Here is a 17,337-nt window from a genome sequence, read left to right as displayed (position 1 = left end):
AGTTGCAGACTTATTAGATGGATGAAGAAATACTGGAAAACAAAGATTAGGACGCTCAAGACATTTTTAATAGGCGTAAAATTCGATTATAGAGCTATATTAAATACCATTAAGGAAAATGTCACAAATGGAATCACAGAGGGATTTGTAAATAAACTAAAAGCTGTAAAGAGAACTATGTATGGTAGAGCGAGCATTAAACTACTAAGAAGAAAGATGGTTCTAGAGCATATATTCTTCAACTAAATTAGAGAAGAACCACCTAAATCAGGAGAACACATAATGTAGGAACCATGTAGGGAAGATGTACTCTTATACATGAGCTGATCTATTGATTAATAGTTATTTAAGTAGATAATGTATATAATGTAGTTTTTTTTTCTGGAATCTTTGTAAATTTACAAAGGATAATATCCTCCCTAAATGGGTTCGGATCTAAGTAGTTTTATGCTTGTTCTATTGAATATTAATCTTTTAATCACTTTGATTTTTATAGAAAGTTCTTTTGATATCTTTTCAAGAAAATATATCATGTGGGTAATGTCTTTATGCACATAAATAAAAACAGCGTATATCTGTTTAAAGATATACGCTGAGTATAACAGAATTATTTGTTTTGTCTTTTATCCTCCACAACAGAATAATACAATTAACTGTGCGGTGAAAATACGTAAGAACATACTTAATGGGTAAACAGTACTGTAACCTACAGCTGGAGCTTCTTTTGAGCATACGCTGTTTGCATAAGCTAATGCAGGAGGATCAGTATAAGTACCGGCAATCATACCCATAATTGTAAAGTAATTAAACTTGAAACGCAGACGGGCAATAGTTCCGACAATTAAGATAGGAATTATTGTAATCAGAAATCCTGTATATACATATTTTAAACCGTCTCCCTGAACAACTGTTTCCCAGAAGTTGGCACCTGCTTTTATTCCTACAGAAGCAAGGAACAATACCAAGCCAATTTCACGCAACATCATGTTTGCTGAAGTTGTTGTGTAAGTAACAAGTTTGAACCTGTAACCGAAACGACCAATAAGGATGGCTATTATAAGCGGACCACCAGCAATACCAAGTTTCAAAGGCACTGGCATGCCAGGAAGAGCAATAGGAATACTTCCGAAAAGAATACCGATAATTATTCCGATGAATATAGTTGCAATATTTGGTGCATCAAGACGCTTGAGACTGTTACCCATTGCCTCAGCAACGCGATTTACATTGTCCTCTGGACCAACAACCATAATTCGGTCTCCAACTTGGAAACGATAGTCGCGACTAGCAAATAGATCCATTCCTTGACGGGTGATACGAGTTACGTTGACACCATATACGCTAGAGAAATGCATCTTGCCAAGTGTCTTGCCATTCATTGAAGAGCGTGTTACAACAATTCGCTTGCTGATTAGTGGCTGGGTTTCAGCCTCAGTGTGCCAAGGTGTATCAATTTCAGGACCGATGAACGCCTGAATAGCCTCAGCGTCGGCCTCTGCACAAACAACAAGTACCTCGTCTCCAAGATTGAATATTGTGTTGTTTTTAGGAATGGTTACATTATGGTCATGAAGAAGTCTTGAACAAATAAGGTCACGATTCAAGAAGTCTGAAATTTCAAGTAGTGTGCGACCAGCAATATAATTATTGGTAACCTTTAAATGCATCTGATGTGGTTTTGCATGAGGGTTTTCTGCTTCTTGATCATTAAGTCTATTTTCTTCAGTATTAAGCTTTACGCGAGTAATGTAACGGATGGCGATAGTTGCGCCGATAATACCTAACACACCGAGAGGGTAGGCACATGCGTAACCTGATGCTATCTGAGGAACATCACCTTTACCAAACACGCTTGTAAGGGCTTCGTTTGCAGCTCCAAGTCCAGGTGTATTGGTAACGGCACCATATAAAGTACCTACCATCATCGGGAGATTCTTGGGATTACTGGTGTCAAAGAACAACCAGTAGCAGACGAACATTACTACAATGTTGAGTAAGATTATAACTGTTGAGAGTATGTTGAGTGTCACTCCACCCTTACGAAAACTCTCAAAAAAGCCCGGACCAACTTGTAAACCAATACAGAAAACGAACAATATAAGTCCGAAGTCCTGAAGGAATGTAAGAATGTTTATCGGGGCTGTAAAGCCGATGTGGCCTGCTAATATACCTGCAAAGAGTACAAATGTTACTCCGAGCGATATACCGCAAACTTTAACCTTGCCAAGTAGCACGCCAATTGCTATCACAAGAGCATAAAGCAATGCTATGTGGGCCACTGTGTCGGTAGAAGTAAAAAGATTAATTAACCAGTCCATAAAAATTTAGTGTATTATTGGCTACAAATGTACAGCGAATTTAGGAATTAACAAAATAATAATGTGTTATTTTTTAACTTGCATGCCCATATAATAAAAAATATGTAAGTCTTTTGGGTATGATAATTATTTTTATTATCTTTGCGGTCATTAAAATTATCACGTAATAAAATTAAGTTTTTAAAATATGGCCAAGAGATTTGCCGAACATAATGGTCTTAATTTGACAAAGACCAACAATAATGTACTTGCAGAGTGGGAAAAGAATGATATTTTCCATAAATCTATTGATGAGCGTGAAGGTTGTCAGCAGTTTATATTTTTCGAAGGTCCTCCTTCGGCTAATGGACACCCTGGCATTCATCATGTGTTGGCCCGTTCTATAAAGGATACTTTCAACAGATACAAAACCATGAAGGGATTTCAAGTTCACCGTAAGGCTGGTTGGGATACTCATGGACTTCCTGTGGAATTAGGTGTAGAGAAAGAACTAGGTATTACTAAAAAAGATATTGACAACAAGGCTTCTGAAAAATATATCTCAACAGAAGATTATAATAAAAAATGTCGTGAGAATGTCATGATGTTTACCGCTGAATGGCGTGATTTGACTGAAAAAATGGGATATTTCGTTGATTTGGATCATCCTTATATTACTTACGACAATAAATATATCGAAACCCTGTGGTGGTTGCTGAAACAGCTCTACGGAAAGGGAATGCTATATAAAGGCTATACAATTCAACCATATTCTCCAGCTGCAGGAACAGGACTTTCAAGTCATGAGCTTAATCAGCCTGGATGTTATCGTGATGTTAAGGATACAACAGTAACAGCACAGTTCCAGATTAAAGACCCTAAGGCAGAATGGACTAAGCATGGAAAACCTTATTTCATAGCTTGGACAACAACTCCTTGGACTCTTGCATCTAATGTTGCATTGTGTGTTGGTCCTAAGATTGATTATGTAGCTATTGAAACATATAACTTATACGATGGCGAACCTATGACTCTTGTTATGGCTGAAAGTCGTATAAGTGCATACCTTAATCCTGAGCAGGAAGTTAAGGAAGGCGAACTAGGTGCTTTTGATAAGGAAAACAAAGTATGCCCTTGGCGTATTGTTGATCGTATTAAAGGTACCGATTTGGAAGGTTTGCATTATAAGCAGTTGATGCCTTGGGTTAAGCCATGCGAAAAGATTGGTGACTTCTCTGCTAAGTTTGTCAACGACTATGCTGAAAAGCATGCTGATAAAGTGTTCACAAGTGAGGACGGACGTGATAAGTTTGTAGAGATGGATAGTGAGGCCTTCCGAGTTATTCTTGGTGACTACGTTACAACTGAAGACGGTACTGGAATCGTTCATATCGCTCCTACATTTGGTGCAGATGATGCTAAAGTTGCATTAGATGCAAATATCCCAGCTCTATACCTTATTAACAAAAAGGGAGAAACTCGTCCTATGGTAGATCTTCAAGGTAAGTATTATGTTGAAGAGGAATTGGACGCTAACTTCGTAAAGGTTTGTTTGAACAAAGAAGCCTATGGCAAGCATGCTGGTGACTATGTTAAGAACTCATACGATCCTAAATTCAATCCTGATGGCGTGTGGGATAAGAAAGCATCTGAAAAAGCAGAAGACCTGAATGTTATTATCTGTATGGAGATGAAACAGGATGGAACAGCTTTCAAGATAGAGAAGCATGTACACAACTATCCACATTGTTGGCGTACAGACAAACCAATTCTTTATTATCCTCTTGACAGTTGGTTTATTAATGATACTGCTAAAAAGGAGCGTATGGTTGAACTAAACAAGACGATACGTTGGCAGCCAGAGAGTACAGGCACTGGTCGTTTCGGTAACTGGTTGGAAAACTTGAATGACTGGAATTTGAGCCGTAGCCGTTTCTGGGGTACACCACTTCCTATATGGCGTGATGAAAAGCGAAACGCTAAGTGTATCGGTAGTCTTGAAGAACTTTACAATGAGATAGAGAAGAGTGTTGCTGCTGGTGTTATGAGCAGCAACCCATTAAAGGATAATGGATTTGTTGTAGGCGACTATTCTAAAGAAAACTATGACAAGGTTGATCTTCATCGTCCATATGTAGACAATATCATTCTTGTAAATGAAGAAGGAGAACCAATGAAGCGCGAAAGCGACTTGATCGATGTATGGTTTGATTCTGGTTCTATGCCTTATGCACAGCTTCATTACCCGTTTGAAGGCGAAATAGCCAATGACGGTTTGAAGAGTACAGGTAAGAGTGAGGCAGAGTATCGTCGTGAACTAGTTACTTCTACATACGAGGGAACACCTGTTCCTCCAGCTTTCTATCCAGCTGATTTTATCAATGAGGGTGTTGACCAGACACGAGGATGGTTCTTCACACTTCACGCAATATCAACAATGGTATTTAATCAGGTTGCTTTTAAAAATGTAATCTCTACTGGCCTTGTGCTTGACGCAAAGGGTAATAAGATGAGTAAGCATGTTGGTAACGTGACCAATCCATTTGAAATGATAGATGAGTATGGAGCTGATCCTGTCAGATTCTATATGATGACAAACTCTGAGCCTTGGGATAACCTAAAGTTTGATCCTAATGGTGTAGACGAGATACGCAGAAAGTTCTTTGGTACATTATACAATACTTATAGTTTCTTTGCATTATATGCAAATGTAGATGACTTTGATCCAGCTGCACCTCAGGTGGAATTGGCAAAGCGTCCTGAGATTGATAGATGGATTATATCTAAAGTGAACTCACTTATCAATAATGTAGAAGCTGAACTTGAAAATTATGATCCTACACGTGCAGGACGACTTATAGATACTTTTGTAAATGATGACTTGAGTAACTGGTATGTTCGTTTGAATCGTAAACGTTTCTGGGGTAAGGAAATGAGTGAAGACAAGTTGAGTGCTTATCAGACTCTTTATACATGTTTGATGACTGTTGCTAAACTACTTGCTCCTTTTACTCCATTCTATGCTGACGAGTTATATCATGACTTAGGTGGTAAACTTACAAGTGTTCATTTGGATAAATTCCCTGTAGCCGATAATGCTGCAGTTGATGCAGACTTGGAGATACGTATGGGTATGGCACAGAAGATTACTTCTATGACTTTGGCTTTGCGTCGAAAAGTTAATATTAAGGTTCGTCAACCACTTGCTCAGATAATGGTTCCTGCTATTGACGAAAATCAGAAACAGCATATTGAAGCTGTCGCAGACCTTATTAAGAGTGAGGTTAACGTAAAGGATTTGCAGTTTGTTGGAGGACAAGGTATTCTTGTCAAGAAAGTAAAGTGTAATTTCCGTATTATGGGTAAGAAGTTCGGTAAGCTGATGAAAGCTGTAGCTGCCAGAATGGATGCACTTGACCAGAATGAAATTGCTTTACTTGAAACTTCAGGCAACACAACCTTTGATATTGAAGGACAGACAATTACAGTTGATGCTACAGATGTAGACATTATCAGTGAAGATATACCAGGATGGTTGGTAAGCAATGAGGGTAACATTACAGTTGCTCTTGAAGTTGAACTTACTGATGAATTGAAGATGGAAGGTATGGCTCGTGAGCTTATCAATCGTATTCAGAATCTTCGTAAGGAAAATGGACTTGAAATTACCGATAGGATTATGGTTACAGTTGCTCCACATGAAGAGACAAATGCTGCAATTAAGTCTTTCGGTGAAATGATCAAGAGTCAAGTATTGGCAAATGATATAAAGATCGCAGACAATGATGGTGCTGAAACTGAATTCGATGAGTTTAAACTCAACATCACTGTTGAAAAGAACTAGCAAGAGTATAAATAATTAAATACTTATGTATCTATGGACAAGAAAACACGTTATTCAGATGAGGACTTGGAAGAGTTCCGCGGAATTATTAATGACAAATTAAAGGTGGCTCACGAAGAGTATTCTTCTATTATGCGCCAGCTAATGAATCAAGATGACAATGGTGTGGATGATACGTCTCCCACTTATAATAAAGTTTTGGATGACGGTAACGCCAACCAGAGCAAGGAAGATATGATTCAGATGGTTCAACGTTTGCAAAAGTTTATCAAAGGACTTGAAGCTGCTTTGTTGCGTATAGAAAATAAAACTTATGGTGTTGACCGTGTTACGGGTGAACTGATACCTAAGGAACGTCTTCGTGTTGTGCCTCATGCTACTCTTAGCGTGGCTTCGAAGAATGCAAGAAAGAAATGAAAAAAAATAGTTATTTATCGCAAGATGGTTTATTGGCATTTATCTTGATTATCGCAATACTTGTTATTGACCAGATAGTCAAGATAGAGGTCAAAACCAACATGTGCTTAGGTGAGTCTGTTCGTGTAACAAACTGGTTTTATATCAGCTTCATTGAGAACAATGGTATGGCTTATGGTATGACATTCTTTAACAAATTAGTTTTGAGTGTATTCCGTATTATTGCTGTTGGATGTATAGGTTGGTATATGCATAAAGTCCTTCAACAAAAACATTCTACTGGTTACATAGTTGTCTTGTCCATGATTATGGCTGGTGCAGCTGGTAACATTATTGATTCGATGTTTTATGGGCTGATATTTAATGCATCTTCACCGTTCTATGTATCATACCTTGTGCCTTTTGGTAGTGGTTATGCATCATTTTTACAGGGAAAGGTTGTGGATATGTTTTATTTTCCTCTTATTGTTACAACATATCCTGATTGGGTACCTTTCAAGGGCGGACAAGAATTTATTTTCTTCTCACCAGTATTTAACTTTGCCGATGCTTGTATTTCTGTAGGTGTTGTGCTGTTACTTCTTTTCTTTAGAAAAGAAATGGAAGGTATTTCCGAGACCGTTAAGGGTGCTTTTAAAAAGAAATAAATATGAAGTCTTCGTCTCACCAAGGAGGTAAGTTCCTTAAAATGACAATAAGTTCACTTGTTGTAATTATGGGATTATTTCTGGTGGTTTCATGTAAACCATCTGTACCTTCAAAGTTTATTCAACCAGATAAAATGGGTGATGTTCTTTATGATTATCATCTAGCTAGCAGTATGGCTCAGATTTCAGGTAATGATTCTGTCAATGCGATAAAGTATCGTGCAGCTGTATTGAAGAAGTATGGCTATACTCCTGCGGAGTTCGATTCATCAATGGTTTATTACATGCGCCATACAGATCAGTTGAAGCAAATTTATGAGGATTTAAGTAAACGACTTGGTAAAGAGGCTGTTGCATTAGGTGCTTCTGCTGATGCCGTTAATAGATTTGGTGGTGTTACTGCAAATGGTGACACTGCAAATGTATGGAACGAAGAGTCTGCTATGGTACTTACACCACAGAAACCTTTCAACTTGAATTCTTTTTCAATGGTTGCTGACTCAACATTCCATAAGGGAGATGGCATCATGCTTGATTTCAATACACAATTCATATTCCAGGATGGTATGCGTGATGGAGTAGTCGTGTTAGCTGTTAAGTTTGGCAATGACAGTATTGCTACACAAAACATGCATATTTCAACGGCAAGTCATTTCAATCTAACTATCCGTGATGACAAGAGACTTGGAATAAAGGAGATTCGTGGCTTTTTCATGCTAAATAAGAGTCAGGATCCTGGAGATAATGCAACGACGCTGAAACTCATGATAGTAAGTAATATTAAGTTGTATAAAATGCATCAGAGTAAGGCGACTGCAAATAAAGTGAATGGTGACAGTATAAAGACTTCTGGCAATGATTCAGCAAAGTCAAATGGTCAACAACCAATGCCACCATCAAGCGTTCCTGTTCCTCCTAATTCTGATCCGAATATGCAACCGAAACGCCAGATGCCAATCCCACCCAAAGCGTTGAATTAATGGCAGATGAATTCAGACGATTGGGCTTTCATGAATTGAAAGTATCTGGAAAAGTTCTCCATCAGGTCATAGTTGAGGTCATTGGAGATAGGGTAGTAAACTACTATGAGTTTACAGATGAATTGCCAATGACAGAATGGATTGGAGGAACTTGTGAGATCATTAAAGACAAGTTGATTATAGATAATAGTAATATATAAATATAAAATAATATGTTATCAGTAGACGAATTAGAAGATAAACTGATAGAATTGGCTTTTGCTGAGGATATTGGTGATGGTGACCATACAACATTGTGTTGTATTCCTGATGATGCAATGGGTAAATCACATTTGCTAATAAAGGAAAACGGTATATTGGCTGGTGTAGAAATGGCTAAAAAGGTTTTTGCTAAGTTTGATTCTACATTGAATGTTGAGGTTCTTATCAATGATGGAACTCCTGTTAAGGTTGGTGACATCGCAATGATTGTAAGTGGTAAGACTCGTTCACTGCTTCAGACAGAGCGACTTATGCTTAATATAATGCAGCGTATGAGCGGTATTGCAACAATGACAAACAAATATGTTAAGTTGTTGGAAGGAACAAGAACTCATGTGCTTGATACACGTAAGACAACACCTGGATTGCGTATGCTTGAAAAGCAAGCTGTTAAGATAGGTGGTGGTATGAATCACCGTATCGGACTTTTCGATATGATTCTTCTTAAAGATAATCATGTAGACTTTGCTGGTGGTATTGAGAGTGCTATTGATCGTTGCCATGCTTATCTTAAGGAAAAAAGACTTGATTTGAAGATTGAAATAGAAGTAAGAAACTTCGATGAACTTCAATGTGTACTTAACCATGGTGGAGTAGACCGTGTCATGTTTGATAATTTTAGTGTTCCTGATACAAAGAAGGCTGTTGACCTTGTTGCTGGAAGAATGGAAACAGAATCTAGTGGTGGTATCACTTTCGACACTATCCGTGGATATGCTGAACAAGGAGTTGACTTCATAAGTGTTGGTGCTCTTACACATAGTGTTAAGGGACTTGACATGAGTTTCAAGGCTTGTTAAATATATTAAGTTTATGAAGAAACAAATTTTAATTGCTGTCTTTACATTGAGTGCATCTGCTGCTTTGGCATGTACTAATTTTATCGTAGGAAAGAAAGCCAGTGCAGACGGAAGTGTTATCTGTTCATATAATGCTGATGATTATGGCATGTTTATTGATTTAGCTCATTATCCTGCAGGTGTTCATGCTAAGGGAGAAATGCGTAAGATTATTGACTGGGATACAAAGGCTTCTCACGGACAGATACCAGAGGCTCCTGTTACATATAATGTTATTGGAAATATCAATGAATTTCAGGTGACTGTTGGAGAAACTACTTATGGTGGTCGTCCTGAAATGGTAGACTCTACTAGTATCATTGATTATGGTAGTCTTATATACTTAGCTCTTCAACGTTCACGCAATGCGCGTGAGGCGATAAAGGTCATGACATCTTTAGCCGAGAAATATGGATATAATAGTGAGGGTGAGACCTTTACTATTTGTGATCCTAATGAGGCTTGGATAATGGAGATGATGGGTTGCGGAGCAGGAAGCAAGAGTGCAATTTGGGTTGCTCAACGCATACCTGATAATGCTATTTGCGCACATGCAAACCAAAGTCGTATTGGCAAGTTCAATATGAACGACCATAAGAATGTTATGTATAGTAAGAACGTTATTTCTTATGCAAGAAAGAAGGGCTGGTTTACAGGAAAGGACATCGATTTCTCATGGAAGATGGCTTATGCTAAACCTGATTTTTCTGGTCGTCGTTTCTGTGATGCTCGTGTATGGGCTTTCTTTAATCATTTCACAGACGGTTTCAGCCGTTATCTGCCTTGGGCAGAAGGAAAGGATGAAAATGCCGAGGATATGCCATTATGGGTTATTCCAAACAAGAAGCTTTCTGTAAAGGATGTCCAGATGGCTATGAGAGACCATTATGAAGGAACTCCTTTGGCAACTGATACTTTAGACTTTGGTAGCGGTGTATGGGAAATGCCATATCGTCCTACACCATTAATGTTTAAAGTAGACGGAAAGTCTTATTTCAATGAGCGTCCAACAAGTACTCAGCAGACTGGTTTTTCTTATGTAAGTCAGATGCGTTCTTGGCTTCCTCGTGAAATAGGTGGTGTGTTGTGGTTTGGCAATGATGATGGTAATATGATTGCATATACCCCAATATATTGTGGTAATACGGTTCAGCCTGAATGTTATAATACTCCTGGTGCTGATGCTGTTACATTCTCTACAAAGAATGCTTACTGGGTTTGCAATTGGGTTAGTAATATGATTTATCCACGTTATTCACTTATGTTCCCAGAGTTGAAGTCTGTTCGTGACAGTTTAGAAAGTTCATACTTTGCAAATCAACCAAACGTTGAGAACAAGGCACGTGAACTGTATGTTAGTGATAAGGCTGCTGCATTGAAGTATCTTAATGATTACAGTAATGATGAGGCTCAACAAATGCTTGCTAGATGGAACAAGCTGGCTTATTATCTTATTGTTAAGTATAATGATATGTCAGTCAAACCAACAAAAAATGGTGAGTTTATCAGAACAAAGACTGGTATTGGAGCAACAGTAATGCGTCCTGGTTATCCTGCATCTTTTGCCCGTAAGCTTGTTAAAGCTACTGGTGATAAGTTTGAAGTTCCAGAACAAAAGAAGTAATCTTCTTAATAACACATAATAAATAAAGCCCTTCAAGAAATTCTTGAAGGGCTTTATTTATATTTATTATATAGGTATATGAACCATTATAACAAGTGATTTTTAATTCAGACTAACATATTAATTTGTTTTTATATTCAAACAATTGTATGTTAGTCTGTCTTAAAGATTATATTATAGCTTTTTCAAATATTCGTCAGCACGAGTATCACCTAGTGATTTAGCCTTTTCTAAAGCCTTCTTAGCCTCGTCCTTATTTCCAAGTTCCTTGTTTGCTAGACCTAGCAATAAGTAACCGTCAGGATATTCAGGAGCAATTACAGTGCATCTTGTTGCAGTTTTTACTGCGTCTTCATTCTTATTCACGCGAATTTGCAATGAAGCCATTTCTGCATAATAAGTAGGTTCATTAGGTGTTACGATGATAGCACGTGCTATATCGTTCAGTGCTTGCTGGAAGCGATGTACTTGAAGTTCACATTTATATCTGGTATAGTAGAAACTAGAGTTCAATGGTCTGCCTAACATCAATGAATCGTATTCATTATAATCAACCAATGCATTATGATAGTTTTTCATAGCATCGTATGATACGCCACGTGCGAGTACGTATGGTGCGGCAATTGAAGTAAGTGGCTGTGGACAAGCTGCTATAGCGCTGTCAAGAAGTGCCATTACTTCATTCTGTGGAGCTTTGAGTTGGGCTTTACATTGTGAAGCCTCGTAAAAGAGTTCTCCGTTGCGAAGTTTGGTTTTTGTTAGAGCAATAAACATGTTGTAGGCATTTTGATATTCACCTTTTGAATAGGTTATCTGTGCTTGCTGATGACGATATACGTCCAAGTCGTTTATTGCAGAGGCCTTTTTTGATTCCTCAAGAGCTTTGTCTAGACTCCAGTTTGTATATGGTTTGTTGCTGAAAAGTTCCTTCTGGTATATTACTTTTGCATATTCAGAATGAGCCTCGTCTTTCTTTGCAACTTTTTCTAATGCTGTTTGCATGACCTTGTCAGCCTCCTCAAACTTTCCTCCGTTTACATAACTTGAAGCTTTATTGGTGTAACCTTCTGTAGAACTAGGAAACTTACGCATGAAGTCATCAATATACTTCTGACGTGAGATCGAATCTGACTGTTCACTAGCCATCATCATTGTCAGTAAAGCTTGGTTCTCGTTGTCAGGTAAAACTGTTCTAATACCGCATGTTCTCAATACTGCGTCATTGATAGTGAAACCATTTGCAACCATGTCTGATGCAAATTTTGCGTCAGTAGCATGTACATCACCATTTTTGCTATGCTGAAGGAGTCCGATAACCTGTCCGTTGTTATTCACGAATGGGCAGCTTGATGCGTTATCAGGTGCTGTGGTAGAAAATATGTAGTAGTTGTACTTATCCATAAACTTCTCTACACTTGCAATTTTGAAAGTATTGATGTCAGCTTTCTTTAATGAATAGTTAAGAAGAAAGACATTGCCATTTGCTTCTGTTGAAGCAACATCAGCCTTTATTGTACTACCGTCAACAATGAATTTGCAGACATCATACAATTCGTTAGCTCCTACAATTGCATCTACATTGTATGTCTTGCCATTTGCATCAACTACAACAGCATGATCTGCACCAACAAATGGTGCCCAAGTACTGATAGCCTCACCGTCTTTGCCTACAAAGACTCCATGACTTGATGCGAGAATACTGCCATCTTTATTGAATGTCGTCAATGTGAAGACAGATTTCGAGGCTTTTTGAACTTGTGCTGACTGTGCCAATACTCCTGATATCGAGAAGACGATTGACATAATCAATAAATAGATTCTTTTCATAAGTATGTGATTTTATTTTTTATTTATAGTTTAAGAAGAGCCCTTGCATTGTTTATGGCCTCTTCTGATATGTTACTTCCGCTCAGCATCTGGGCAATCTCTTTTATGCGTTCCTCGTTGTTTAACATGCGCATCGTACTTATTGTCCCGTCAGCAGTTTCTTCTTTTTCAACCTTATAGTGAGTAGAACCTAATGCGGCAATCTGTGGAAGGTGAGTGATGCTTATTACTTGTCGCTCATTGTTTCCCATTTCCTGCATTATTTGTGCCATCATCTCGGCAACTCTACCGCTCACACCAGTATCAATCTCATCGAATATGATTGTTGGTAATTTTACTACACCACTTATCATTGCCTTCAGTGACAGCATTACACGTGCAATTTCACCGCCAGATGCAACTTGACTAACCGGTTGGAGTGGGGTGCTCTTATTTGCGCTGAACAAGAACGAAATCTTGTCTGCTCCGTCTTCTGACAGTTCTTTATTTATAAGTTCAATCTGGAAACGTACGTTTGGTATTCCTAAAGGTATAAGTCGACTAGACATTTCCTTTTCAACTTTCTTAGCTGATTCACTGCGCAGCTTTGTAAGTTTCTCAGCCTTGCTGATACATTCATTTTTAAGTGCATCAACTTTCTGTTGTGTCTCTTTTATCGTGTCATCAGAGTTGTCTATATTCTCTAACTTAACTTGCAAATCGTCACGTATAGACAGTAATTCTGCAATAGTGTTTACACGGAACTTTTGCTCAAGAGAGTATATGTAGTCTAGTCTTTGAGTGAGATTATTCAATCTGTCTGGATCAAAGTCCACATTCTCAACATCGCGACTAATCTCCTGTGCTATATCTTTCAGTTCTATGTGGCAGTTGGATAATCGTTCTGCAAGTTCTTTAGCGTTTTGAAATACGTTCTCAATACTTTGCAGTCTTGAAGCGGCAATCTTTACTTGTTCGACGGCTCCGTTTGTTTCTGCCATAAGAGCATTGTCACTATCGTATAAAGCCTCCTTAATTTCCTCAGAATGACTCAGTTGCTCTGTGTCCTGTTCTATCGTTTCCTGTTCTCCGTCTGTAAGTTGTGCCTTATTTATTTCGTCGAACTGAAATCTCATAAACTCTTCATTATCACGACTTTGAGCAATACTTTCTTTAATCTTTTCAAGTTCTTTTATTGCTTGGTGATATTTGGCAAAACAGTTTCTGTAATCTTTCAGTTCCTTATTGTCGTTGGCTATAATATCAACCACATTCAGTTGAAAGTCTTCTTTTTGCAATAATAGGTTTTGGTGTTGACTATGGATATCTACAAGCATTTCTCCAAGTTCACGTATCATTGTCAGCTGAACAGGAGTATCATTAATGAAGGCACGGCTTTTGCCATTCTTGTTTATTTCCCTTCTAATGATGCAGTCTTGTGGTTCATAGTCAATATCGTTATTAGTGAAAAAAGAGTCCATATCATATTTGCTAAGGTCAAAGTGAGCTTCAATGACGCACTTGTCTTTTCCAGATTTAATAACCTTCAGGTCAGCCCTTTGTCCAAGCAGTAAACCGATAGCTCCAAGTATGATACTCTTTCCTGCACCAGTTTCACCAGTAATCACTGAAAAGCCGGAATTGAATGCAATATTCAATTCGTCTATCAATGTGAAATTTCTTATGTAAAGCTGTCTTAACATGATTGCTAATTTTTAATTTTGTTCCAAGAGTTATTTTGGCTTGCATTTATTCCAAATAGGATCTCATATATCTTTTCTTTTTCATTCTGCGTTCCTTTACCATTGTAAATGCTTGCCAGTTCGTCTTTTTTATAATCAGTCCATATCTGCGGTAACATACTCATTGGTCGTGCCTCATGAGCTGTTTTAAGGTCGCTTTCTATTGCTGCAGATATGTTCACTCTGCCTTTTTCTGGATTTTGAGCCATCTCATCCATTCCGTTTCTATAATAATCATATTGCAGTTGACGGAATGGTTTCATTCCCTCGTCAATATAATCATTTATTATGGCATATCTGTTTTTGCTGTCATCAAAACTCTTCCATCCGGTATAGTTAAGATTCTGTGAGTTGTTGGCTACGTTCATGCACCGTTGTAATATATCCTCACCACCCATAGGTGAAAATGAATCAATATCAATTCCTATTATCAGATATGCGTAGTAGGCGCAAAGTGCTGTTAGTTGATTATCAACACTTTCGTCATTGAATTCAAGTTGATTGAATTCTGTAAACTCAAAGTTGAAGTCGTTGTCTGTATTATTGTATAGTGTTGTGTTGTATGCAGAATTATATACAGGACGATTGGCTTGTATGATAGCCTTGCATGTAAACATATTAGTCGCTCTGTCATATTTTGTGACGGTAATATTGAAACTGCATGCTATGCGCTCGTTTTTCTGGAATTGGAGATTCGTCCATTTCCTATCATTCATAAATTGTGACAGCGTGTTTCGTAAATTGTCGAATACAGAATTATCAGTACCTTGAATTTGCGAATGGTTGATGTTTATAGTTGCCTGAAGTTCTTGAGCGTTGGCTGCATTACTGCATAATAGAAGCCAACTCATCAATGATATCAGTCGCAACTTCAGATTTAGGCTTTTTGTCATATTCCTTTTTCCCATCCTTACTGATAATGGTTATCTGATTTTTGTCACTGCGGAACGTTGTATCAGGTATTCTTGTTGAATTCAGTACAATGAAGTCTGCGTTCTTCTTTTCCAACTTATGTTTGGCATTTATCTCCTCATCGTTTGTCTCCAATGCGAATGCTACGATTTTCTGTTTATCGGTCTTTATCTTGCCAAGAGATGCTGCTATATCATGAGTTGGCTTTAGTTGGATAATCAAGTCATCCTTCTCTCGCTTTATCTTCTTGTCTGCAATGTTTTCTGGTTTGAAGTCAGCAACAGCTGCGCATAGTATTGCTGCGTCACAGTCGCTAAAAGCTTTTGTGGCTTCGTTATACATGCTTTCACTGCTCTCAACATCAATTCTATTTATTCCGTCAGAGCATTTCATAGACACAGGACCTGCTATAAGTGTCACGTCAGCACCACGTTGATAGCATTCTTCAGCAATGGCAAATCCCATTTTACCACTAGAATAGTTTCCTATGAATCTTACTGGATCTATTTTCTCGTATGTTGGTCCGGCAGTAATCATTATCTGTTTGCCTTTAAGATCTTTATGATAGAATTGGCGGTTAAGAGTTTTCACTATTTTTTCAGGGTCTTCCATGCGTCCCTTACCTTCAAGTCCGCTAGCCAAGTATCCGCTAGCAGGTTCGATGATATAGTTTCCGTACTCTTTCAGCTTTTCAATATTGGCTTGTGTTGACGGATGCTTATACATATCTAGGTCCATTGCTGGAGCAATGAAAACAGGAGCTTTCATGCTAAGATATGTTGTAATAAGCATGTTGTCAGCTATTCCGTTTGCCATTTTTCCGATGCTGCTTGCCGTGCATGGGGCAATAAGCATCGCGTCAGCCCATAAACCAAGGTCAACATGTGAATTCCACGTGCCGTCACGTTGTGAGAAAAATTCACTTATCACTGGTTTATGTGTAAGAGCGGAAAGTGTTATCGGTGTGATAAATTCTTTTCCGTCAGGGGTAATAACAACTTGTACCTCAGCACCGCGTTTAATTAGTTCGCGAATGATGAGGCACGATTTGTAGGCTGCTATTGAACCCGTAATTCCTAATACTATTTTTTTCCCTTTTAGCATTATCTATTATTGAATTCTCTTAATCTGATACGAGTAAGAATCTGTTTGGTATTGTTAGGGAAGTCTGCTCCAAGCATCCAAGAGTAATATCCAGGATCTTTTTTTAACACCTCAGCAACAGGCATATCCTTGTACTTTCCGAAATTGAATACCTCCTGCTTTTGTGGATTACCCTGTTTGTCGGTAAGTGGATTGCCGTCCTTATCTGTTATTGGCTTCCATACAACTCTTCCTGCAAAGTCTACATTGTCGTTTTGTTTTGAGAAATCCGCAAGGTAGTCCATGTCGTTAGGCAAAACTCTTTCTGGCTCTTCCTGATTCTCAGCTGTGTACATCTCAAGTTCTCCCATAAGCACACGATATGTTGCTTCTGTATCTTGGTCAGCACGATGAGCTTCGAAATCGTCTTCCATCTTGTGTCCGCAATAGAATTTGTATGCAGCCGCTAGATTGCGCTTTTCCATCTTGTGGAATATTGTCTGTGCGTCGATGAGTCTGCTCTTAGAGAAGTCATAGTCAATACCTGCACGCAAAAATTCCTCAGCAAGCATTGGAACGTCAAATCTATTTGAATTAAATCCGGCAAAGTCGCATCCTTTGAATTTTTCGCTTAATTCAGATGATAGTTCCTTGAAAGTAGGAGAGTCCTTAACCTTCTCATCGTCAATCCCAGTCAATGCAACAACCTCATTAGGAATGTGCTTCTTTGGATTTACTAAATAATCGCCTCTATCCTCACTACCATCAGGATTAACCTTTATATATGATAGCTGTATTATTCTGTCGTTTACAATATCAAGCCCCGTAGTCTCTAAATCGAAGACTATCAAGGGCTTTGTAATATTTAGTTTCAAGATATATTTA

14 protein-coding genes are annotated in these 17,337 nt (G+C 38.2%); 8 read left to right on the top strand and 6 right to left on the bottom strand.

Annotated features, from left to right (window positions below; all coding sequences use genetic code 11):
* A partial coding sequence (locus B045_RS0107110) for a transposase (RefSeq protein ID WP_026234362.1) occupies positions 1-246 on the top strand: 246 nt, incomplete at its 5' end.
* Positions 247-623: 377 nt separating this feature from the next.
* Here B045_RS0107110 and B045_RS0107105 read toward each other — a convergent pair.
* Entirely contained in the window at positions 624-2,318 is a 1,695-nt protein-coding gene (locus B045_RS0107105; RefSeq protein ID WP_018463584.1) for a putative transporter, read from the bottom strand.
* Positions 2,319-2,505: 187 nt separating this feature from the next.
* Between B045_RS0107105 and ileS the strand changes: the two genes are divergently transcribed.
* The 7 genes from ileS to B045_RS0107070 are packed head-to-tail and all read left to right on the top strand — an operon-like array spanning position 2,506 to position 10,909.
* On the top strand, positions 2,506-6,141 hold the full coding sequence (ileS, locus tag B045_RS0107100; RefSeq protein ID WP_018463583.1) for an isoleucine--tRNA ligase: 3,636 nt from the start codon (positions 2,506-2,508) through the stop codon (positions 6,139-6,141).
* A gap of 33 nt (positions 6,142-6,174) precedes the next feature.
* Positions 6,175-6,558, top strand: coding sequence for a TraR/DksA family transcriptional regulator (locus B045_RS0107095; protein WP_018463582.1), 384 nt, complete (start codon positions 6,175-6,177; stop codon positions 6,556-6,558).
* Positions 6,555-7,205: a lipoprotein signal peptidase gene (locus tag B045_RS0107090; protein ID WP_018463581.1), complete on the top strand. Its 651-nt coding sequence runs from the start codon at positions 6,555-6,557 to the stop codon at positions 7,203-7,205. Before B045_RS0107095 ends, B045_RS0107090 begins: the two co-directional genes overlap by 4 nt.
* A gap of 2 nt (positions 7,206-7,207) precedes the next feature.
* Positions 7,208-8,185, top strand: a complete 978-nt coding sequence (locus B045_RS0107085; protein WP_018463580.1) for a DUF4296 domain-containing protein — start codon at positions 7,208-7,210, stop codon at positions 8,183-8,185.
* The gene (locus tag B045_RS0107080) at positions 8,185-8,385 is read left to right on the top strand and encodes a hypothetical protein (protein ID WP_018463579.1); all 201 of its coding nucleotides are present in this window, start codon (positions 8,185-8,187) and stop codon (positions 8,383-8,385) included. Before B045_RS0107085 ends, B045_RS0107080 begins: the two co-directional genes overlap by 1 nt.
* Positions 8,386-8,397: 12 nt before the next feature.
* Entirely contained in the window at positions 8,398-9,246 is an 849-nt protein-coding gene (gene nadC, locus B045_RS0107075; protein ID WP_018463578.1) for a carboxylating nicotinate-nucleotide diphosphorylase, read from the top strand.
* A 13-nt stretch (positions 9,247-9,259) separates the two neighbouring features.
* Complete coding sequence (locus B045_RS0107070) at positions 9,260-10,909, top strand: dipeptidase (protein WP_018463577.1); 1,650 nt, start codon at positions 9,260-9,262, stop codon at positions 10,907-10,909.
* Positions 10,910-11,083: 174 nt separating this feature from the next.
* Here B045_RS0107070 and B045_RS0107065 read toward each other — a convergent pair whose 3' ends face one another.
* From B045_RS0107065 to B045_RS0107045, 5 genes are read right to left on the bottom strand one after another with little or no spacing between them, the layout of a single operon-like run.
* Entirely contained in the window at positions 11,084-12,736 is a 1,653-nt protein-coding gene (locus tag B045_RS0107065) for a tetratricopeptide repeat protein (protein WP_026234361.1), read from the bottom strand.
* Between the two features lie 23 nt (positions 12,737-12,759).
* Entirely contained in the window at positions 12,760-14,418 is a 1,659-nt protein-coding gene (gene recN / locus B045_RS0107060) for a DNA repair protein RecN (RefSeq protein WP_018463575.1), read from the bottom strand.
* 5 nt (positions 14,419-14,423) lie between these two features.
* Positions 14,424-15,308 carry a type IX secretion system protein PorD gene (gene porD / locus B045_RS0107055; RefSeq protein WP_018463574.1) on the bottom strand — a complete coding sequence of 295 codons (885 nt, stop codon included), beginning with the start codon at positions 15,306-15,308 and terminating at the stop codon, positions 14,424-14,426.
* Positions 15,283-16,473, bottom strand: a complete 1,191-nt coding sequence (gene coaBC, locus B045_RS0107050) for a bifunctional phosphopantothenoylcysteine decarboxylase/phosphopantothenate--cysteine ligase CoaBC (RefSeq protein ID WP_018463573.1) — start codon at positions 16,471-16,473, stop codon at positions 15,283-15,285. Before coaBC ends, porD begins: the two co-directional genes overlap by 26 nt.
* Positions 16,473-17,327 (bottom strand): 3'-5' exonuclease, encoded by an 855-nt coding sequence (locus B045_RS0107045; RefSeq protein ID WP_025884093.1) that lies wholly within the window; start codon positions 17,325-17,327, stop codon positions 16,473-16,475. The genes coaBC and B045_RS0107045 overlap by 1 nt, the downstream gene beginning before the upstream one ends.
* Positions 17,328-17,337 lie beyond the last annotated feature (10 nt).

Origin of the sequence: Segatella paludivivens DSM 17968 = JCM 13650 (assembly GCF_000373185.1) — a bacterium.
In the GTDB taxonomy this organism is placed as follows: domain Bacteria; phylum Bacteroidota; class Bacteroidia; order Bacteroidales; family Bacteroidaceae; genus Prevotella; species Prevotella paludivivens.
This window is presented reverse-complemented; position numbering and strand designations above follow the sequence as displayed.